Raw genomic sequence first — 19,502 nt, forward strand, 5'->3', positions numbered from 1 at the left:
GAGTGCTTTCCATGTCAGTGGCTCTTGAGAAGCAGGAAGCGGCGGACCAGCGTTCGCGGCGATCCGGCGGGCGCGAAGCGCGCCGCGCGATGCGGGCGGCGCCTTTAGCCGACGACATCCGTCCGGTGCGGCCGGGCCTCGAAGGCGGCAGCTACGGCCCATTGAGCCGGAACGACCAGGAGCGCATCCACGAGGCGGTGCTGACGCTTCTGGAGACGGTGGGCTTCGCCAACGCCATCCCCTCCTGCATCGAGGCGCTGATCCGGGTCGGCGCGACCTATGGCGATGACGGCCGCGTCCGCCTGCCGCGCACGTTGGTGCTCGACACGATCAAAAAGGCGGCGCGCCACTTCACGCTTCATGGCCAGGACCCCAAGCACGACATGGTGATCCAGGGCAAACGCGTGCATTACGGCACGGCGGGCGCGGCCGTGCACCTCGTCGACGTCGAGAAGCGCGAGTACCGCGAATCGCAGCTGCAGGACATCTACGACGCCGCCCGCCTCGTCGACGGGCTCGACAACATCCATTTCTTCCAGCGCACCATGGTGCCGCGCGACATCCCCGATCCGCTCGAGATGGACTTCAACACGCTCTACGCCTGCGTGATGGGGACGTCCAAGCATGTCGGCACCTCGTTCACGGTGCGCGAGAACGTCAAGCCGGCGCTGGAAATGCTCTATGCGATCGCCGGCGGCGAGGAGAACTTCCGGGCGCGGCCGTTCGTCTCCAACTCGAACTGCTTTGTCGTGCCGCCGATGAAGTTCGCCGAAGATGCCTGCGGCGTGCTGGAAGCCTGCGTCGAGGGCGGCATTCCGATCCTGCTCCTCTCGGCCGGCCAGGCCGGTGCCACGGCTCCCGCCGCGATTGCTGGCGCCGTCGTCCAGGCGGTGGCCGAAGTGCTGATGGGCCTGGTCTACGTCAATGCCATCAAGCCCGGCCACCCGGCGATCTTCGGCACTTGGCCGTTCGTCTCCGATCTCAGGACCGGCGCCATGTCCGGCGGATCGGCCGAGCAATCGGTGCTGACCGCGGCCTGCGCGCAGATGGCGCAATATTACGACCTGCCGGGAGGCTCGGCCGCCGGCATGACGGACTCGAAACTGCCCGACATCCAGGCCGGCTACGAGAAGGGCATCACCAATGTGATGGCCGGTCTCTCCGGCCTCAATCTCGTCTATGAATCGGCCGGCATGCATGCCTCGCTGCTCGGCTTCTGCCTCGAAAGCCTCATCATCGACAACGACATGCTCGGCCACTGCCTGCGCTGCGTGCGCGGCATCGAGGTGACGGATGAGGCGCTGTCGATCGACACCATCACCGATGTCTGCCTAAAGGGGCCGGGCCACTATCTCGGCAACGAGCAGACGCTGAAGCTGATGCAGACCGAATATTTTTATCCCGCGGTCGGCGACCGGTTCTCGCCGAAGGAATGGAACGAGAAAGGCCGGCCCGACATCCTGCAGCGGGCGATCGCCGAGAAGAAGCGGGTGCTGGCCGAGCGTTTTCCGCGGCATGTATCGCGGCTCGTCGACGACAAGCTGCGCGCCCGCTTCGGCGAGATGATCAAGCTGCCGCGCAACAAGATAGGCGGCTAGGGTCCTACTCTGCACTCAGCCCGTAGCGCTCGACGACCTCGGCGTTGATCAGCTTCGCATGCAGCGTCATCAGCACGATCTGCGCATCGAAGCTGTCGCCGGATTCGAGCGCCGCCTCGATGCGGCGCTCGGCTTCCAGCGTCGACTCCCGGCCGTTGGCCTGTTCGAACATCTCCGGTCCGGCAACGCAATAGCTGCAAAGCTGCGCCACCGATTGATAGGCCTGCGGCGGCGGCTCCTCCGACCAATGATCCTTCATCAGATTGACGATGGTGAGTTTTACGCCCTCGGGCACCAGCGCCGGATGCAGGTCCGCCCGGCGCAACGCTTCGTCGAGCTGGCGCAGGTCGCCCGAGCGGCCGAACATGCCGAGAAAGCCGAGGGAAGAGCGCCTCTTAGCCATGATGCTTGTCTCCTCACTCAGCTGGTATGACGCTATCTGGATGCGCCAAGCGGCCGAAACAAGGGCATAAGAAAAGGGCGGCCCGCGCTGCGCAAGCCGCCCCTCGATTTCCCGAAGCAGGAAAACTCAGTGATTGTCGCGCGGCACGCCGCTGGTGTGCGCCACGTCCTGGTATTTCACCGCCGGCTTCAGCACCATGCCGGCCGAGAACTGGTCGACCATGCCGCGCTGGATCTCCTGCCACGGCGTCTGGTGCTTGGGGTAGTGATAGCCGCCATTGCCCTGCAGCTCGGCCCGCCGCCTGGCGATCTCCTCGTCGCTGACGAGGATGTTGGCGGTACCTTTCTTGAGGTCGATGCGGACGCGGTCGCCGGTCTTGAGCAGCGCCAGGCCGCCGCCGATGGCGGCTTCCGGCGAGGCGTTGAGGATCGACGGCGAGCCGGACGTGCCGGACTGGCGGCCGTCGCCGATGCAGGCCAGCGCATGAATGCCCTTCTTGATGAGGTAGGCGGGCGGCTGCATGTTGACGACCTCGGCGCCGCCCGGATAGCCGACCGGACCGGCGCCGCGCATGAACAGGATGGTGTGCTCGTCGATGCCCTGCGCCGGATCGTCGATGCGGGCGTGGTAGTCCTCCGGGCCGTCGAAGACGATAGCCTTGCCTTCGAAGGCCTCGGGATCGTTCGGGTTGGAGAGGTAGCGCTCGCGGAATTCCGACGAGATGCCACTGGTCTTCATGATAGCGGAATCGAACAGATTGCCCTTGAGGTTGATGAAGCCGGCATTGGCCTTGAGCGGCCTGGCGGCGCTGCTGATCACGTCCGGGTTCTCGTTGACGGCATCCCTGCAATTATCGCCCATGGTCTTGCCATTGACGGTGATCGCATCGGGATGAGGTAGCAGGCCGCCCTTCATCAGCTCGGCCACCACAGCCGGCACGCCGCCGGCATGGTGATAATCCTCGCCGAGATACTCGCCTGTCGGCTGCAGATTGACGAGGAGCGGGATGTTGAGGCCGACATTCTGCCAGTCGTCATTGTCGAGCGGCACGCCGAGATGACGGGCAATCGCGTTGAGGTGGATCGGTGCGTTGGTCGAGCCGCCGATGGCCGAATTGACGACGATGGCGTTCTCGAAGGCCTTGCGGGTCATGATGTCGGAGGGCTTCAGGTCCTCATGCACCATGTCGACGATGCGTTTTCCGGTCTCGTAGGCGATCTGGCCGCGCTCGCGATAGGGCGCAGGGATGGCGGCCGAGCCGGGCAGTTGCATGCCGAGCGCCTCGGCCAGCGAGTTCATCGTGGTGGCGGTGCCCATGGTGTTGCAATAGCCGGTCGACGGCGCCGAGGAGGCGACGATGTCCATGAACTCGTCATAATTGATCTCGCCGGCCGACAGGCGCTGGCGCGACTCCCAGACGATGGTGCCGGAACCCGTGCGCTTGCCCTTGTGCCAGCCATTGAGCATCGGGCCGACCGAAAGCGCGATCGCCGGGATGTTGACGGTGGCCGCCGCCATCAGCAACGCAGGCGTGGTCTTGTCGCAGCCGATGGTGAGCACGACGCCGTCGAGCGGATAGCCGTAGAGCACCTCGACGAGGCTGAGATAGGCAAGGTTGCGGTCGAGCGCCGCGGTCGGGCGCTTGCCGGTCTCCTGGATCGGATGGCACGGGAATTCGAACGGGATGCCGCCCATCGACACGATGCCTTCGCGCACACGCTTGGCCAGCTCGAGATGGTGCCGGTTGCAGGGCGAGAGATCGGAGCCCGTCTGCGCGATGCCGATCAGCGGCTTGCCCGACATCAGCTCGGCGCGCGTCAGTCCGTAATTGAGGTAGCGCTCGAGATAGAGCGCCGTCATGCCCGGATTATCGGGATTGTCGAACCACTCCTGCGAGCGAAATTTCTTCTTCTTGGTGGGGGCGCCGGCCATCGTGGTCTCCGTATTTGTATGACAAATCGATATGACAATGCGCGAATGCAAGCAAGGGGCACGAGCGCCGCAGACCCGCACTTTGGTGCGATAGACAGATTAAGGGCCGCGCGCTAGGACCAATCGGCATCAGCAACCCGGGAGGTCTTGATGGCTTTGGTGATCGAAGGCGAGGAGCGGATCGCCGCACCCGTCGAGAAAGTTTGGGAAGCCCTCAATGACCCGGACATCCTCAAGGACGCCATCCCCGGCTGCAAGGCCCTGGAGAAGAAATCCAATACCGAGCTGGCCGCGACGGTGGTGCTGAAGATCGGGCCGATCAAGGCGACCTTCAACGGCGAAGTGACGCTAAAGAATCTCAAGCCGCCGCACTCCTACACGATCCAGGGCGAAGGCAAAGGGGCATTGCCGGCTTCGCCAAGGGCGGCGCCGACGTCACCTTGGCCGCCGACGGAGCGGACACGACGATCCTGAAATACGCCGCCAAGGCCGAAGTTGGCGGCAAGATCGCGCAGCTCGGCAGCCGGCTGATCGAATCGACCTCGAAGAAGCTCGCCGGGCAGTTTTTTTCGACGTTCGGAGAGAAGGTGGGCGGCTGACGTCCCCCTCCCCCTTGAGGGGAGGGATATCCGCGCTACTCGAACACGATGCTTGGCACCGCGGCTTCCGCCGCGCCGCGTTCTTCCTGGACCCTTTCCCAGACCCTCGAGGCAATCTCGCGATAGATCTTGGCCTCAGCGCCGTCCGGCTTGGATGCGACAACGGGAGCGCCAGCATCCGAGCTTTCGCGGATGCCCATCTCGAGCGGCACCTCGCCGAGGAAGGTGACGCCGAGGCGCTCGGCCTCGCGGCGCGCGCCGCCATGGCCGAAGATGTCGTAGCGCTTGCCGGTGTCCGGCGCGAGAAAATAGCTCATGTTCTCGACGATGCCGAGCAACGGCACGTCGACCTTCTTGAACATGTTGAGGCCCTTGCGGGCGTCGATCAGGGCAAGGTCCTGCGGCGTCGAGACGATGACGGCGCCGGCGAGCGGCACCTGCTGGGCCATGGTGAGTTGGGCGTCGCCGGTGCCGGGCGGCATGTCGACGACCAGCACGTCGAGCGGTCCCCATTCGACCTCGCGCAGCATCTGGGTGAGCGCCGACATCACCATCGGGCCGCGCCAGATCATCGGCGTCTCCTCATCGACGAGGAAGCCCATCGACATCACCTTGAGGCCGTAATTCTGCATCGGCTTCAGGACCTTGCCGTCTACGGTCTGGGGCCGGCCATGGATGTTGAGCAGCCGGGGCATCGACGGTCCGTAGATGTCGGCATCTAGCACGCCGACCTTCAATCCGTTGGCGGCAAGGCCGAGCGCCAGGTTGACGGCGGTGGTCGACTTGCCGACGCCACCCTTGCCGGAAGCGACGGCGATGATCGCATCGATGCCCGGCACGCCACGCTTGCCGTGACTGTGCGAGGCCGGCGCTTGCGGCGCGGCACGCTGTGGTGCCGCCTGCGGAGCCGGCCTTGGCGGCGCTGGCTGCGGAGCCGGGCGCGGCCGCACCGGCGCTTCCATGCCGCCGCCCTTCTTCTCCGCCGTCAGCGCGACCATGGCATTGGCGACGCCCGGGATGGCCTTGACCACACGCTCGGCGGCGGCGCGCAGCGGCTCCATCTCCTGCGCGCGGGCGGCGGGCACGGTGATCGAGAAGAACACCTTGGAATCGGCGATGAAAATTTCGGAGACCAGGCCGAGGTCGACGATATTGCCGGTGAAGTCCGGCCCGTTCACCGTCCTCAGGCGCTCGATGACGATTTCTTTGGTGACGGCCATGATCTTTTCCTCGGGCTTTGGCGTCCAGATAGTGCAGTTTCCCCCAAGAACCAAGCCGTGGAGCAATGGCTGGCCCGGTGTGCTCCGGAAAACGACGGATGGTGTCGGGTTTGCCGATCGGGATCCGGAACCTGAATTAGGCTTCGAGCTTGATCATGGCCAAGCAGGCCGCCCGCGCTATTTCGATTGCTATCAAACGACAGCCGGAGAAGGAGACGGGTCATGCTCGAAAACAGCAATGCGACAGCCAATCTCGCGGTGAAGGACCTGGAGAAGGCCAAAGCCTTCTATGAAGGCACGCTCGGCCTCAGCCAAGTCGACGATATGGACGGCGAACTGATCGTCTACAAAAGCGGCGATACCGTCGTTAATGTCTATCGTTCGCAATATGCCGGCACCAACAAGGCGACGGCGGCGACCTGGGCGGTCGGCGACCAGATCGAGCCTATCGTCAAAGCGCTGCGATCGAAGGGCGTCACCTTCGAGCACTACGATATGCCTGGACTGTCGCTCGAGGGCGACATCCACGTCGGCTCGGGCATGAAGGTCGCCTGGTTCAAGGATCCCGACGGCAACATCCTGAACCTGGTGGGCAAATAGCTGCGCGGTCAGGCGGATCCGGATCGCCTCATCCGGCCAACCGCGTGGCGAGATAGGTGAGCGCCGAGATCGCCGCCGTTGCCGGCAGCGTGATCACCCAGGCAACGACAATGTTGCCGGCAATGCCCCAGCGCACGGCGGAAATGCGGCGGGCGGCGCCCACGCCGATGATGGCGCCGGTGATCGTGTGCGTCGTCGACACCGGGACGCCGAGCCAGGTGGCGGCAAAGAGGGTTATGGCGCCGCCGGTCTCGGCGCAAAAACCCTGCATGGGATTGAGCCGGGTGATCTTCGAGCCCATGGTGTGGACGATGCGCCAGCCGCCGAGCAACGTGCCCAGCGCCAGGGCCGACTGGCAGGTGATGACCACCCAGAGCGGCACGTAGAAGCTCTGGCCGAGCATGCCTTGCGAATAGAGCAGCACGGCGATGATGCCCATGGTCTTCTGCGCGTCATTGCCGCCGTGCCCCAGCGAATAGAGCGAGGCGGAGAAGAACTGCAGCACGCGAAAGGCGTTGTCGACGGCGAACGGCGTCTGGCGCACGAACAGCCATGAGACGACGAGAACGAGGACGAGCGCCAGCACGAATCCGGTTGCCGGCGAAAGCACGATCGCCGCTATCGTCTTGCCCAGCCCGGACCAGACGATGGCCCCCGTGCCGGCCTTGGCGACGCCGGCGCCGACCAGCCCGCCGATCAGCGCATGCGAGCTGCTCGACGGAATGCCCGCGATCCAGGTGACGATGTTCCAGATGATGGCGCCGACGAGCGCGGCGAAGATCACCGCCGGCGTCACGATCTCGGCATCAACGATGCCTTTTCCCACCGTCTCGGCGACATGCAGGCCGAAGAACAGGAAAGCTATGAAGTTGAAGAACGCCGCCCAGATCACCGCGTAGTGCGGCCTGAGCACGCGGGTGGAAACGATGGTCGCGATCGAGTTGGCGGCATCGTGCAGGCCATTGAGGAAATCGAAGAACAGCGCGACGGCGACGAGGCCGACCAGCAGGGGAAAGGCGATCGCGGCGTCCATCGCCTATACGTTCTCGATCACGATGCCGCTGATCTCATTGGCGACGTCCTCGAAACGGTCGACGACCTTCTCCAGCTGGCCGTAGAACTCCGAGCCGATCAGATAGGCCATGGCATCGCTATTGCCGTGCTTCCTGAAGAGATCTTTCAGGCCCTGCTCATGCAGGTCGTCAGCCCGCCCCTCGACGCGCATGACTTCTTCGGCGATGGCGTTGAGGCGCGCGGCGTTGGCGCCGACCTTGCCGAGCAGCGGTATCGCCTCGGCGACCAGGCGGGCGGCCTGGACGATAACGCCGCCCATTTCCCGCATCAGCGGATCGAATTCCCGCATCTCGAACAGTTTTACCGTCTTGACGGCCTTGTGCATCGTGTCGATGGCGTCATCCATCGACTGGATCAGATCCTTGATGTCGCCGCGGTCGAATGGCGTGATGAAGGAGCGCCTGACGGCAAGCAGCACCTCCGCGGTGATGCCGTCCGCTTCGTCCTCGAGATCGACGATCTTCTGGCACCAGCGGTCGATGTCCTTGCCCTGGAGAAGCTGCTCAAGGGCCTCGGCGCCGCCGACCACCGCGCGCGAATGCCGCTCGAACAGCTCGAAGAAGCGATCCTCGCGCGGCAACAGTTTGCGAAACCAACCCAGCATCTGGTCCTCCATGCGTCCGCGTCTCCACCACATAAACCCAAGCGCAGCACGGGAAAACAGGTGAGCCGGCTTAAAAATGTGGATGAGGTTCGATTGCGTGTGTCTTGCGAAGCAAGGCGATTTCCCTGACCTTAGGCAAATCGCGGTGGATCGAATGGCATGATCGACAAGCTGGAATTCTTCATCGCTTTAGCCAAGGAGGAGCATTTTGGCCGCGCGGCCGAGGTGTGCGGCGTCACCCAGCCGACACTGTCGGCCGGCATCAAGCAGCTCGAGGAGCAGCTCGGTGTGATGCTGGTGCTGCGCGGCTCGCGCTTCCAGGGCCTGACGCCGGAAGGCAGGCAGGTGCTGACGTGGGCGCGCCGCATCGTCGGCGACTCACGGACCATGCGCGAGGAAATGCGGGCGGCGCGTCACGGTCTGTCCGGCCGCATCCGCATCGCGGCCGTGCCGACAGCGCTCGCCATGGTGGCGCGGCTGACGACGCCGTTCCGCGAAAAGCATCCGGGCGTCACCTTCTCTGTCCTGTCGCGGAACTCAATCGAGGTGCTGACGCTGCTCGGCAATCTCGATGTCGATGCCGGCATCACCTATCTCGACAACGAGCCGCTGGGGCGGGTGACGAGCGTGCCGCTCTATGACGAGCGCTACCAACTGATCACGGCGGTCGGGAACCCTTATTCCGACCGCGACAAAGTGACGTGGGCCGAGATAAGCCAGCTGCCGCTCTGCCTTCTGACGCCGGACATGCAGAACCGGCGCATCATCGACCAGCATCTGGCGGAAGCCGGCGTGCAGGTGCGGCCGACGCTGGAATCCAACTCGATGATCGTCTTGTTCTCGCATATCCGGACCGGCAAATGGTCGTCGATCATGCCGCTCAACCTTGCGGAAACGTTCGGTTTTTCCGAGCCTATCCGGGCCATTCCGATCGTCGAGCCGGATGCCAGCCACACGGTCGGGCTGGTGGCGGCGCCGCGCGAGCCGCACACGCCGCTGGTGCAGGCGCTGCTGGACGAGGCGATGGCGCTGGCAGACGATTTCCGCGCCCACCGCTAGGCTAGACAATGCTGACCGGTCGCTTTTGATAGAAATTTTCTATCAAGCAACGGAACGGCTTTATTGATCTCGGGGGTTTCCTCTGATTTCGTAAGGACTTAGCGATAATGCGCCCTGTGCATGTCGTTGCCCCAAAACCGCTCTATATCTTGGGGTGACATATATCGGGCCGCCATGACCAGGGAGGGCGCTGCATGACGGTGCAGCCTGCAAGTACCGAGATCGCGTCACGCATTGCGGCGATCATCGAGGAGTTGAAGGACCTCGAAGGTCCGCTGCTGCCGATCCTGCACGGCATCCAGGAAGAGTTCGGACACGTGCCGCAGGCCGCACTGCCGGTCATCGCCGACGGGCTGAACCTTTCCAGGGCCGAAGTTCACGGCGTCGTCACCTTTTATCACGATTTCCGCGCGCAACCCGCAGGCCGGCACGTGCTGAAGCTATGCCAGGCGGAAGCCTGCCAGTCGATGGGCTCGGATGCTGTCGCCGCCAAGGTCAAGCAATTGCTCGGCATCGATTTTCACGAGACCGCCCGTGACGGATCGGTTACACTGGAGCCAGTCTACTGCCTCGGGCTTTGCGCCTGCTCGCCGTCGGCGATGCTCGACGGCGAAGTGATCGGCCGGCTCGACGACGAGAAGATCGAAGAGATCGTCGCGGAGGTGCGTTCATGATCCCGCGCATCTATATCCCCGCGGATTCCGGCGCGCTGGCGCTCGGCGCCGAAAAGGTCGCCAGGGCGATCGAGAAGGAGCTCAAGGAGCGCGGCGTCGAGGCCAAGATCGTGCGCAACGGCTCGCGCGGCGCCTATTTCCTCGAGCCGATGGTCGAGGTGGCGACCGCCGAGGGCCGCGTCGCCTATGGGCCGGTGAAGCCGTCGGACGTCAAAAGCCTGTTCGACAGCGGCTTCCTCAAGGGCGGCCATCACAAGCGCTGGCTCGGCGCGCCCGACAAGATCCCCTTCCTCGCCAAGCAGACGCGGCTGACCTTCGCCCGCTGCGGCGTCACCGATCCGCTGTCGCTCGACAGCTACAAATCGCATGGCGGCCTGAAGGGCCTTGAGAACGCGGTCGCCATGGCGCCCGCCGACATCGTCAACCAAGTTACCGAATCCGGCCTGCGCGGCCGCGGCGGCGCCGGCTTCCCGACCGGCATCAAGTGGAAGACGGTGCTGGATACCAAATCCGACCAAAAATACATCGTCTGCAACGCCGACGAGGGCGACAGCGCCACCTTCGCCGACCGCATGATCATGGAAGGCGATCCCTTCGTGCTGATCGAGGGCATGGCGATCGCCGGCATCGCCACCGGTGCGACCAAGGGTTTTGTCTATATCCGTTCGGAATATCCACACGCCGTCGCGACGATGAACAAGGCCGTCGCGATCGCCCGCAAGGCGGGCGTGCTCGGCGTCAACGTGCTGGGTTCTCCCAACGCTTTCGACATGGAAATCCGCGTCGGCGCCGGCGCCTATGTCTGCGGCGAGGAAACCTCGCTCTTGAACAGCCTCGAAGGCAAGCGCGGCGTGGTGCGCGCCAAGCCGCCGCTGCCGGCCATCCAGGGCTTGTTCGGCAAGCCGACGGTGATCAACAACGTGATCAGCCTAGCCTCCGTGCCGATCATCATGGACAAGGGCGCCGCCTACTACAAGGATTTCGGCATGGGCCGCTCGCGCGGCACGATCCCGATCCAGATCGCCGGCAACGTCAAGCATGGCGGCCTGTTCGAGACGGCCTTCGGCCTAACGCTGGGCGAGATCGTCGACGAGATCGGCGGCGGCACGGCTTCGGGCCGTCCGGTGAAGGCGGTGCAGGTCGGCGGCCCGCTCGGGGCCTATTTCCCGCGCGCTCTTTTCGACACGCCGTTCGACTACGAAGAATTCGCCAAGCGCGACGGGCTGATCGGCCATGCCGGCATCACCGTTTTCGACGACACCGCCGACATGCTGAAGCAGGCGCGATTCGCCATGGAATTCTGCGCCATCGAAAGTTGCGGCAAGTGCACGCCCTGCCGCATCGGCTCGACGCGCGGCATTGAGGTTCTCGACAAGGTCGCCGCCGGCATCGAGGCGGAGAAGAACCTCGCTTTGGTCACCGACCTCTGCAACACGATGAAGTTCGGATCGCTCTGCGCGCTGGGCGGCTTCACGCCCTACCCGGTGATGAGCTCGATCACGCACTTCCCCGAGGATTTCAAGCCGGCGCCGGCGCGCGCGGCTGCTGAATAGGAGCTGGCAGATGAACATCAAAGCCGACTTCCCGACACTCATCGAAGAAATCGACTACGGCACGCCCGAGTCGAAAGCGACGAAGCAGGTCACGCTGACGGTCGACGGCCAAAGCATCACCGTGCCGGAAGGCACCTCGATCATGCGCGCGGCGATGGAAGGCGGGGTCGAGATCCCGAAGCTGTGCGCCACCGACATGCTGGACTCCTTCGGCTCCTGCCGCGTCTGCCTGGTCGAGATCGAAGGCCGCGGCGGCACGCCCGCTTCCTGCACGACGCCGGTCGGCGAAGGCATGGTGGTGCGCACGCAGTCCGACCGGCTCGACGCGATCCGCCGCGGCGTCATGGAGCTCTATGTCTCCGACCATCCGAGCGGCTGGAACGAGAAGGCCGGCACCGGCGCCAGCGAGTTCGACGCGGTGGCGAAATCGGTCGGCCTCGCCGAGAACCGTTACGGCGTCGAGGGCCGCAACCACGTCAAGGAAGAAGGTGGCGTCGCGCCAGGCCATGGCTCGTTAGCCGTCGACTACATCGCCCGCGACGAATCCAACCCCTATTTCACCTACGATCCGGCCCAGTGCATCGTCTGCTCGCGCTGCGTGCGCGCCTGCGAAGAGGTGCAGGGCACATTCGCGCTGACCATCGAGGGCCGCGGCTTCGAGTCGCGCATGGTCGCCGGCATGCATGAGGACTTCATCGCTTCCGAGTGCGTCTCCTGCGGCGCCTGCGTGCAGGCCTGCCCGACCGACGCGCTGCGCGAGAAGACGGTGCTCGAGAAGGGCATGCCGGAGCGCTCTGCCGTCACCACCTGCGCCTATTGCGGCGTCGGCTGCTCGTTCAAGGCCGAGGTGAAGGGTGACGAGGTCATCCGCATGATGCCCTACAAGGACGGCAAGGCCAACCACGGCCATTCCTGCGTGAAGGGCCGCTTCGCCTATGGCTATGCCACGCACAAGGACCGCATCCTGTCGCCGATGGTCCGCGACAAGATCACCGATCCGTGGCGCGAAGTGAGCTGGGAGGAGGCGATCGCCCATACGGCGAAGGAATTCCGCCGCATCCAGTATCAGTACGGACGCGGCTCCATCGGCGGCATCACCTCCTCGCGCTGCACGAACGAGGAGACCTATCTCGTCCAGAAGCTGGTGCGGCAGGGCTTCCGTAACAACAATGTCGATACCTGCGCGCGCGTCTGCCATTCGCCGACCGGCTACGGGCTCGGCCAGACCTACGGCACGTCGGCCGGCACGCAGGATTTCGACTCGGTCGAATTCACCGACGTCGCCGTCATCATCGGCGCCAACCCGGCTTCCGCGCATCCGGTCTTCGCCTCGCGGCTGAAGAAGCGGCTGCGCCAGGGCGCCAAGCTGATCGTACTCGATCCGCGCCGCACCGAGATGGTGAAGTCGGCGCATGTCGAAGCTGACTATCACCTCCCCTTGAAGCCAGGCACCAACGTGGCGGTGCTGACAGCGCTGGCGCATGTCGTCGTCACCGAGGGCCTCTACAACGAAGCCTTCATCCGCGAGCGCTGCGACTGGGCCGAGTTCCAGGACTGGGCGTCCTTCGTCGCCCTGCCGGAAAACAGCCCTGAAGTTGTCGGCAAGCTCTCCGGCGTCGATCCGGAGGCTATCCGCGGCGCCGCGCGGCTCTACGCCAAGGGCGGCAATGGCGCGATCTATTACGGCCTCGGCGTGACGGAACACAGCCAGGGCTCGACCACGGTGATCGCGATCGCCAACCTGGCCATGGCCACCGGCAATATCGGCCGGCAAGGCGTCGGTGTGAATCCGCTGCGCGGCCAGAACAACGTGCAGGGCTCCTGCGACATGGGCTCCTTCCCGCATGAGCTGCCGGGGTACCGCCATATCTCCGGCGAAGCGGTGCGCGACATCTATGAAAGCCTGTGGGGCGTGAAGCTGGACGACGAACCGGGCCTGCGCATCCCCAACATGCTGGACGCCGCCGTCGACGGTTCGTTCAAGGGCATCTACATCCAGGGCGAGGACATCCTGCAGTCCGACCCGGACACTAAGCATGTCGCCGCAGGGCTGGCCGCGATGGAATGCGTCGTCGTGCACGACCTCTTCCTCAACGAGACGGCCAACTACGCGCATGTCTTCCTGCCGGGCTCCACCTTCCTCGAGAAGGACGGAACCTTCACCAATGCCGAGCGCCGCATCAACATGGTGCGCAAGGTGCTGGAGCCGAAGGCGCGCTACGCCGACTGGGAGGCGACGCAGGTTCTTGCCCGCGCCATCGGCCTCGACTGGAACTACACGCATCCTTCCGAGATCATGGACGAGATTGCCAAGACGACGCCGAGCTTCGCCGGCGTCTCCTTCGAGCTGCTCGACCGCGTCGGATCGGTGCAGTGGCCCTGCAACGAGAAGGCGCCGCTCGGCACCCCGATCATGCATGTCGACGGCTTCGTGCGCGGCAAGGGCAAGTTCATCCGAACCGAATATGTCGCGACGGACGAGCGGACGGGCCCGCGCTACCCGCTGCTTCTGACCACCGGGCGGATCCTGTCGCAATACAATGTCGGCGCGCAGACCAGGCGCACTGAAAACGTCGCGTGGCATGCCGAGGACCGGCTGGAGATCCATCCGCACGACGCCGAGAACCGCGGCGTCCGCGACGGCGACTGGGTGCGGTTGGCGAGCCGTTCCGGCGAGACCACGCTGCGCGCGCTGATCACCGACCGCGTCTCGCCGGGCGTCGTCTACACGACCTTCCATCATCCGGACACCCAGGCCAACGTGATCACCACCGACTTCTCCGACTGGGCGACCAACTGTCCGGAATACAAGGTCACCGCCGTGCAGGTGGCGCCGTCCAACGGCCCGACCGACTGGCAGAAGGACTATAACGAGCAGGCCAAGCAGAGCCGGCGGATCGCCCCGCTGCAAGCGGCGGAGTAGTTGTGTCGAGGCATTCGACAACAAGAGCTTCAATCTTGACGGTTGGTCGACTCCCACTCCGTCGAGCTTCGCTCGACACCTCTCCCCCGGTCGACGGGGTAAAGGAAAGCGCGCGAACTCTCGGCTCCTTTCCTCTCCCTCCGGAGGGGGGAGAGGTGGCGCTGCGCAGCAGCGACGGAGTGGGGGAAGCCGGTCCCGCAACACGCAGCCGCCGAAATCCGGGCATAAGCCAAAGAGCAGGCAATCCGGCGTATCTGGCGAGCAGTCGACCCCCACTCCGTCAAGCTTCGCTTGACACCTCTCCCCCGATCGACGGGGGAGAGGAAAGGCGCGTGCGTCCAAAGCTGTCGCGGAAGACAGGCAGTATAGAGGGGCACGCCTCGTGACCCGCCCTCCCATCTCTCCAATCTCTCGTCTCGCGCGTCGCGCCGGTGACACCACGGCCGCGAACCGCATGGTGCCGGAGGAGACGCCGGTGGCGTTCTCCTATGCCGGCACCACGCATGCGGTGATGATGGCAAGCCCCGCCGATTTCGAGGATTTCGCGCTCGGCTTCTCGCTGACCGAGGGCATCATTGCCGACCCGGCAGAGATCGAGGGGATCGAGGTCGAGGATCTCGGCGCCGGCATCGACATCCAGATCAAGCTGAAGGACAAGGCCAACACGCGCTTCCAGGCGCGGCGGCGCCGGCTCGCCGGACCGGTCGGCTGCGGCTTGTGCGGCATCGAATCGATCGAGGAAGCGATGCGCTCGGTCGACGCGGTCGGCTCGTCGAAGCTTACGCTCGACGCCGAGGACGTCACCCGTTCGGTCAGGCTGCTGTCGAAGCTGCAGCCGCTGCACACGGAGACCGGCGCGGTGCATGCCGCGGGCTTCTATGTTCCCGGCAAGGGCATCGTCATGGCGCGCGAGGATGTCGGCCGGCACAATGCACTGGACAAGCTGGCCGGCGCGCTGGCGAAAGCCGGCATCGGCGGCGCGACCGGCGCCGTCGTGGTCACCTCCCGCGTGTCGGTGGAGATGGTGCAGAAGACGGCCGCCATCGGCGCCCCGATCATCATGGCCGTTTCGGCGCCGACCGCACTTGCCATCCGCACGGCCGAGGCCGCCGGCATGACGCTGGTGGCGCTGGTGCGCGGCGACGATTTCGATATTTTTACCCACCCGGAACGGGTGGCTTGCGGAGTTGCCAAGCATGTCGCATGACGAAGACCACATCGCCAGCACCAGGGAAAAGCTGGTGCGCATGGCCAACCAGATCGCCACCTTCTTCCATTCAAAGCCGCGCGAGGAAGGCATTACCGGTGTTGCCGAGCATATCAACAAGTTTTGGGAGCCGCGGATGCGGCGGCAGTTCTTCGAGCTGCTCGACGGCGACCCGGAGGATTTTGACGAGCTGGTGATCGCCGCCTCGGCCAGGATCAAGCGGCCGCTGACACCGGAACAGGCCGACAAGAGCCTCGGTTACGCCAAACCCGCGGCGGCCGGGGGCACCGTTCCGCACGAATAGGAGCGGGGGCCGCGGGTTCCAAAGCTCCTTACATTTTCAATCTCTAAAGTTTGTCTGCCGCGCGCGGCGGCGTTCTGCTATGGTCGGCGACAGGAAATCGTCTGGCCGGCGGGGCAGTTGCGTGAGGCCGATCGAGACCAGATACGCCCGTAGCGGGGATGTGCGGATCGCCTATCAGGTGGTCGGCCAGGGCTCGTTCGATCTCGTCTTCGTTCCCGGCTTCATCTCCAATCTCGACCTGCAATGGGAGGACGAAGGCTACAGCCGCCTCTTGAAACGGTTCTCCGCCTTCTCGCGGCTGATCCTGTTCGACAAGCGCGGCACCGGGCTTTCCGACCGCGTCGATACCCGTCATCTGCCCAGCCTGGAGGCCCGCATGGACGACGTGCGCGCGGTGATGGATGCCGCCGGCAGCGGCCGCGCGGCGATCCTCGGCGCCTCGGAAGGCGCGCCGATGGCAATGCTGTTCGCCGCCACCTACCCTGAGCGGACGCGGGCCCTGGCGCTCTATGGCGGCTATGCGCATTTCCACAAATGGGTGATGGCGCCGGAGCGGCTGGAAGCCTTCATCGAGACGGTGGAGACGTCCTGGGGCACCGGCGCGACCTTGCCGAACTTCGCGCCGGGCCGAGTGGACGACACGCACTTCGCCCAGTGGTGGGGACGGTTCGAGCGGTTGTCGGCCAGCCCGACCGCCGCGGCCGCGCTTGCCCGCATGAATGCCGGGATCGACGTGCGCGGCATTCTCTCCACAATCAGCGCGCCGACGCTGCTCATTCATCGCCGCAACGACGCGCGCGTCGACCCGGAGGCCAGCCGCTTCCTCGCCAGGAAGATCCATGGCGCCCGGCTGGTCGAGTTACCCGGGCGCGACCACCCGATCTGGACCGGGGACGTCGACCGGGTGGCCGACCTGATCGAGGAGTTCCTGACCGGCCAGCCGGCGGTCGCCGACACCGAGCGCGTGCTGGCAGCACTTCTGGTGACGCGCATCTACGACACGGCCAAGCTCGGCGACCGGATGTGGAGCGAACGCAGCCAGCGCTTCCAGGAGACGTGGCGGCTGCTGGTCGGCCGCCATGGCGGGCGCGTCGCCGGCACGCATGGCGAGCTGATGATCTCGCGCTTCGATGGGCCGGCGCGCGCCATACGCTGCGCGGCGGCGCTGCGCGACGCCGCGCAGCAGATCGGCGTGGCTAGCGCTCAAGGGGTGCATGTCGGCGAGATCGAGATGCGCGGCGCGCCGGTCGGCCTGACGGCGCGGGTGACGATGCAACTCGCCGTCCATGCCGGGCGCGGCGACATCCTTGCCTCGCGGCTGGTCGCCGAACTTGCGATAGGCTCCGGCCTGCGCTTCGTCGATGCCGGCCGCATCAGCCTGGACGAATTGGGCGAGCCGCTGCCGGTGGTGCAGGCCACGTCCGAACAGCATCTGGAACCGGCCTGCCGCCCCAAATCCAAACCGATGGAGCCGGCGGCCTTGACGGCGCGGGAAAGCGAGGTGGTGAGCCTGATCGCGGACGGCAAGAGCAATGCGGCGATCGCAGCTGAGCTGAAGCTCAGCGAGCATACGGTCAAGCGGCACGTCGCCAACATATTGCTCAAGCTCGACCTGCCGTCGCGGGCGGCGGCGGCGGCTTTCTCGGCCAGGCACGCTGGCCCGGACGGGCCATGAGAGCCATGGCGCTTTCGAGCGAAGCGGCGAAGGCACCTCGAGGGTTACGAATTCTTCCCGTGCAGGCCGGGCGATGTCGCCGAGACGGCACTGCAAATGGAGGATGAAATGCTGACACTAAAAGGCAAGATCGGACTGGTCGCATTGGCTGCGGGCGCGCTGCTGGCCATCACCCCGGCGCAGGCCGAAGACGCTTCGGCAACCGCCACTTACAAGGACATCCAGGCCACGCTCGGCTCGGTGCCCGACATGTTCAAGACGCTGCCGGACGTGGCCGTTGCCGGCGCCTGGGCCGAGATCAAGGGCGTGCAGCTCAATCCCAACACCGCGCTCGACGGCAAAACCAAGGAACTGCTGGGCCTTGCGGTCGCCGCGCAAATCCCCTGCCAGTACTGCATCTATTTCCACACCGAGGCCGCCAAGCTCAACGGCGCGAGCGACGAGGAGATCAAGGAGGCGGTGGCGATGGCGGCGATCGTGCGTCACTGGTCGACCATGCTCAACGGCAGCCAGGTCGACCTCGCCACCTTCAAGAAGCAGACCGATGACGTGTTCGCCGCCGTCAAGGCGAAGTCGCAGTGACGACCCGCTGCCCGGCGCCACTGCTGGGCAGCCTTCAAATCGAACGCCCGATCAGCCGGGTATAGGGAGGATGAAATGCTGACCAAGACTCAAACAGTGGACGGCGCGGCGATCAAGAAGGCGATCGAAGGCCGTGACGGCAAGATGCTGTCGAGCTTCTACAATGACGATGCGCTGGTGCGGGTGATCGACCGCAACAATCCGCCGAGCAAACCGCGCGAGATCCGCGGCCGCGCGGCAATCAGCATCTTCTGGGACGACATCTGCAGCCGGGCGATGATCCACAAGGTCGATACCACCATCGCCGAGGGTGACAGCCTCGCCTTCACGCAAGCCTGCGCCTATCCGGACGGCACAAGAGTGTTCTGCGCGGCGATGCTGGAGCTGAAGAACGGCCGCATCGCACGGCAGACGGTCGTGCAGGCCTGGGACGAATAGAGCTCAACCGCGGTCTCAACCGCAAATCAGGGAGGAGAACGAAATGTTCAGCGCCAGATGGCAGATCGACGCCAAGTTCGGTCACAAGCAGAGGGTGCTCGAGATGATGCGTCAATGGGAACGCGATATCGGCTCGCAGGCCGGCATCGCCGATCTCGGGTTCCAGATCATGACCGGCTCGATCGGCGCGCGCGAAGCCACCGTCGAGACGCATCACCAGGTCCAGAGCCTGGCCCAGTTGGAGGAATTCTTCGCCAAGATCGCCAAGATCGACGCGCACGCCAAATGGGGCAAGGAGCTGGAGCCGTATGTCGTGTCCGGCACCAGCCTTTGGCAGATCTTGAGGGTGGTGGAGTAGTGGTCTGCTTTCTTCGCCCCGTTCACGGGGAGAAGATGCCGGCAGGCAGATGAGGGTCGGCGCCAGTTTCTCAGAACTTGGCGCTGCCCCTCATCCGGCCCTTCGGGCCACCTTCTCCCCGTGGAACGGGGAGAAGGAAAGATCGCCGCGCCCTACATCAGGCCAAGCTGCTTGTAGAAGCCGAGCGCGTCGTAATAGTCGCTCTGGGTGGCGATCTTGCCGCCCTTGACGGAAAACATCGAAGCGCCGGTGATGGAGAACTTCTTGCCGGTCGCCGCCGTGCCGTCGCCCCAGGCGCCGGTGTTGGTGCCGGAGAACTCCCATTCGAACGAGACGCGGTCGCCGTCGACCAACGGCTTGCCCTTCATCGTCCAGACTGCATCGGGAACAGCCTTCAGAAAGTTGTCGATGACGCCGGTCTTGGCGGCTTCCCTGCCCGCCACCGGCTTGCCGACCGAAGCGTCGTAGTAGCTGACGTCGTCGGCGAAATAACCGGCGGCCTTGGCCGAGTCATGCGCATTCCAGGCCGCGACATAGGCCTCGACCACCGACTGCGCGGAGTCTTCGGCGAAGGACGGCGCCACGGCGAGAAGCGCGGCGGCGATTGCTGCGGATGTCAGAAACTGGCGGCGTTGCATTGTTGTTTTCCTCCCTGGTTGAATGCTTGCATGCGCACTCGTCTTCCCTTCTCCCCTTGTG

18 protein-coding genes and 1 pseudogene are annotated in these 19,502 nt (G+C 65.0%); 13 read left to right on the plus strand and 6 right to left on the minus strand.

All coding sequences use genetic code 11. The features are described from left to right. Positions 1-11: 11 nt before the first annotated feature. Positions 12-1,598 (plus strand): trimethylamine methyltransferase family protein, encoded by a 1,587-nt coding sequence (locus tag EJ071_RS01120; protein WP_126096421.1) that lies wholly within the window; start codon positions 12-14, stop codon positions 1,596-1,598. A gap of 4 nt (positions 1,599-1,602) precedes the next feature. On the opposite strand, the gene EJ071_RS01125 is transcribed toward EJ071_RS01120, so the two are convergent. Continuing rightward, the gene (locus tag EJ071_RS01125) at positions 1,603-2,001 is read right to left on the minus strand and encodes a hypothetical protein (protein WP_126096422.1); all 399 of its coding nucleotides are present in this window, start codon (positions 1,999-2,001) and stop codon (positions 1,603-1,605) included. A gap of 126 nt (positions 2,002-2,127) precedes the next feature. Continuing rightward, positions 2,128-3,933 carry an IlvD/Edd family dehydratase gene (locus EJ071_RS01130; RefSeq protein WP_126096423.1) on the minus strand — a complete coding sequence of 602 codons (1,806 nt, stop codon included), beginning with the start codon at positions 3,931-3,933 and terminating at the stop codon, positions 2,128-2,130. Between the two features lie 150 nt (positions 3,934-4,083). On the opposite strand from EJ071_RS01130, the pseudogene EJ071_RS01135 reads away from it, so the two are divergent. Next, positions 4,084-4,532, plus strand: a pseudogene (locus EJ071_RS01135) (carbon monoxide dehydrogenase subunit G). A gap of 35 nt (positions 4,533-4,567) precedes the next feature. Here the strand turns inward: EJ071_RS01135 and EJ071_RS01140 are convergent. Continuing rightward, complete coding sequence (locus EJ071_RS01140) at positions 4,568-5,755, minus strand: Mrp/NBP35 family ATP-binding protein (RefSeq protein WP_245460296.1); 1,188 nt, start codon at positions 5,753-5,755, stop codon at positions 4,568-4,570. A 219-nt stretch (positions 5,756-5,974) separates the two neighbouring features. Here EJ071_RS01140 and EJ071_RS01145 point away from each other — a divergent pair, with 219 nt between their 5' ends. Continuing rightward, on the plus strand, positions 5,975-6,352 hold the full coding sequence (locus tag EJ071_RS01145) for a VOC family protein (RefSeq protein ID WP_126096425.1): 378 nt from the start codon (positions 5,975-5,977) through the stop codon (positions 6,350-6,352). A 28-nt stretch (positions 6,353-6,380) separates the two neighbouring features. Here EJ071_RS01145 and EJ071_RS01150 read toward each other — a convergent pair whose 3' ends face one another. Together EJ071_RS01150 and EJ071_RS01155 are read right to left on the minus strand one after the other, a co-directional pair. Then, complete coding sequence (locus EJ071_RS01150) at positions 6,381-7,385, minus strand: inorganic phosphate transporter (protein WP_126096426.1); 1,005 nt, start codon at positions 7,383-7,385, stop codon at positions 6,381-6,383. Between the two features lie 3 nt (positions 7,386-7,388). Further along, positions 7,389-8,030: a DUF47 domain-containing protein gene (locus EJ071_RS01155; protein WP_126096427.1), complete on the minus strand. Its 642-nt coding sequence runs from the start codon at positions 8,028-8,030 to the stop codon at positions 7,389-7,391. Between the two features lie 159 nt (positions 8,031-8,189). Between EJ071_RS01155 and EJ071_RS01160 the strand changes: the two genes are divergently transcribed. The 10 genes from EJ071_RS01160 (at position 8,190) to EJ071_RS01210 (ending at position 18,803) form a co-directional block, all read left to right on the plus strand. Further along, on the plus strand, positions 8,190-9,089 hold the full coding sequence (locus tag EJ071_RS01160; protein WP_126096428.1) for a LysR family transcriptional regulator: 900 nt from the start codon (positions 8,190-8,192) through the stop codon (positions 9,087-9,089). A 194-nt stretch (positions 9,090-9,283) separates the two neighbouring features. After that, on the plus strand, positions 9,284-9,763 hold the full coding sequence (locus EJ071_RS01165; RefSeq protein ID WP_126096429.1) for a formate dehydrogenase subunit gamma: 480 nt from the start codon (positions 9,284-9,286) through the stop codon (positions 9,761-9,763). Continuing rightward, positions 9,760-11,316: an NADH-quinone oxidoreductase subunit NuoF gene (locus EJ071_RS01170; RefSeq protein ID WP_126096430.1), complete on the plus strand. Its 1,557-nt coding sequence runs from the start codon at positions 9,760-9,762 to the stop codon at positions 11,314-11,316. The genes EJ071_RS01165 and EJ071_RS01170 overlap by 4 nt, the downstream gene beginning before the upstream one ends. A gap of 10 nt (positions 11,317-11,326) precedes the next feature. Then, on the plus strand, positions 11,327-14,239 hold the full coding sequence (gene fdhF / locus EJ071_RS01175) for a formate dehydrogenase subunit alpha (RefSeq protein WP_126096431.1): 2,913 nt from the start codon (positions 11,327-11,329) through the stop codon (positions 14,237-14,239). Between the two features lie 382 nt (positions 14,240-14,621). After that, a complete protein-coding gene (gene fdhD, locus EJ071_RS01185; protein WP_126096432.1) occupies positions 14,622-15,446 on the plus strand; it encodes a formate dehydrogenase accessory sulfurtransferase FdhD in 825 nt (274 codons plus the stop codon). Then, positions 15,436-15,750: a formate dehydrogenase subunit delta gene (locus tag EJ071_RS01190; protein WP_126096433.1), complete on the plus strand. Its 315-nt coding sequence runs from the start codon at positions 15,436-15,438 to the stop codon at positions 15,748-15,750. The genes fdhD and EJ071_RS01190 overlap by 11 nt, the downstream gene beginning before the upstream one ends. Positions 15,751-15,871: 121 nt before the next feature. After that, on the plus strand, positions 15,872-17,425 hold the full coding sequence (locus tag EJ071_RS01195) for an alpha/beta fold hydrolase (RefSeq protein WP_126096434.1): 1,554 nt from the start codon (positions 15,872-15,874) through the stop codon (positions 17,423-17,425). A 108-nt stretch (positions 17,426-17,533) separates the two neighbouring features. Continuing rightward, a complete protein-coding gene (locus EJ071_RS01200) occupies positions 17,534-18,007 on the plus strand; it encodes a carboxymuconolactone decarboxylase family protein (RefSeq protein WP_126096435.1) in 474 nt (157 codons plus the stop codon). Positions 18,008-18,082: 75 nt separating this feature from the next. Next, positions 18,083-18,445 (plus strand): nuclear transport factor 2 family protein, encoded by a 363-nt coding sequence (locus EJ071_RS01205; RefSeq protein WP_126096436.1) that lies wholly within the window; start codon positions 18,083-18,085, stop codon positions 18,443-18,445. 43 nt (positions 18,446-18,488) lie between these two features. Next, a complete protein-coding gene (locus EJ071_RS01210) occupies positions 18,489-18,803 on the plus strand; it encodes a hypothetical protein (protein WP_126096437.1) in 315 nt (104 codons plus the stop codon). Positions 18,804-18,955: 152 nt separating this feature from the next. Here the strand turns inward: EJ071_RS01210 and EJ071_RS01215 are convergent, their stop codons facing one another. Further along, entirely contained in the window at positions 18,956-19,441 is a 486-nt protein-coding gene (locus tag EJ071_RS01215) for an ester cyclase (RefSeq protein WP_126096438.1), read from the minus strand. Positions 19,442-19,502: the final 61 nt, after the last annotated feature.

The sequence above is a fragment of the Mesorhizobium sp. M1B.F.Ca.ET.045.04.1.1 genome, from assembly GCF_003952465.1.
GTDB lineage: Bacteria > Pseudomonadota > Alphaproteobacteria > Rhizobiales > Rhizobiaceae > Mesorhizobium > Mesorhizobium shonense.

What these genes read in the sequence shown, in the direction of transcription:
- EJ071_RS01170 (WP_126096430.1), top strand. Translation starts at nt 9,760, where the DNA reads ATGATCCCGCGCATCTATATCCCCGCGGATTCCGGCGCGCTGGCGCTC.
- EJ071_RS01190 (WP_126096433.1), top strand. Translation starts at nt 15,436, where the DNA reads ATGTCGCATGACGAAGACCACATCGCCAGCACCAGGGAAAAGCTGGTG.
- EJ071_RS01160 (WP_126096428.1), top strand. Translation starts at nt 8,190, where the DNA reads ATGATCGACAAGCTGGAATTCTTCATCGCTTTAGCCAAGGAGGAGCAT.
- EJ071_RS01145 (WP_126096425.1), top strand. Translation starts at nt 5,975, where the DNA reads ATGCTCGAAAACAGCAATGCGACAGCCAATCTCGCGGTGAAGGACCTG.
- fdhF (WP_126096431.1), top strand. Translation starts at nt 11,327, where the DNA reads ATGAACATCAAAGCCGACTTCCCGACACTCATCGAAGAAATCGACTAC.
- EJ071_RS01210 (WP_126096437.1), top strand. Translation starts at nt 18,489, where the DNA reads ATGTTCAGCGCCAGATGGCAGATCGACGCCAAGTTCGGTCACAAGCAG.
- EJ071_RS01165 (WP_126096429.1), top strand. Translation starts at nt 9,284, where the DNA reads ATGACGGTGCAGCCTGCAAGTACCGAGATCGCGTCACGCATTGCGGCG.
- EJ071_RS01200 (WP_126096435.1), top strand. Translation starts at nt 17,534, where the DNA reads ATGCTGACACTAAAAGGCAAGATCGGACTGGTCGCATTGGCTGCGGGC.
- EJ071_RS01120 (WP_126096421.1), top strand. Translation starts at nt 12, where the DNA reads ATGTCAGTGGCTCTTGAGAAGCAGGAAGCGGCGGACCAGCGTTCGCGG.
- EJ071_RS01205 (WP_126096436.1), top strand. Translation starts at nt 18,083, where the DNA reads ATGCTGACCAAGACTCAAACAGTGGACGGCGCGGCGATCAAGAAGGCG.
- EJ071_RS01125 (WP_126096422.1), bottom strand. Translation starts at nt 2,001, where the DNA reads ATGGCTAAGAGGCGCTCTTCCCTCGGCTTTCTCGGCATGTTCGGCCGC.
- EJ071_RS01155 (WP_126096427.1), bottom strand. Translation starts at nt 8,030, where the DNA reads ATGCTGGGTTGGTTTCGCAAACTGTTGCCGCGCGAGGATCGCTTCTTC.
- EJ071_RS01150 (WP_126096426.1), bottom strand. Translation starts at nt 7,385, where the DNA reads ATGGACGCCGCGATCGCCTTTCCCCTGCTGGTCGGCCTCGTCGCCGTC.
- EJ071_RS01130 (WP_126096423.1), bottom strand. Translation starts at nt 3,933, where the DNA reads ATGGCCGGCGCCCCCACCAAGAAGAAGAAATTTCGCTCGCAGGAGTGG.
- EJ071_RS01215 (WP_126096438.1), bottom strand. Translation starts at nt 19,441, where the DNA reads ATGCAACGCCGCCAGTTTCTGACATCCGCAGCAATCGCCGCCGCGCTT.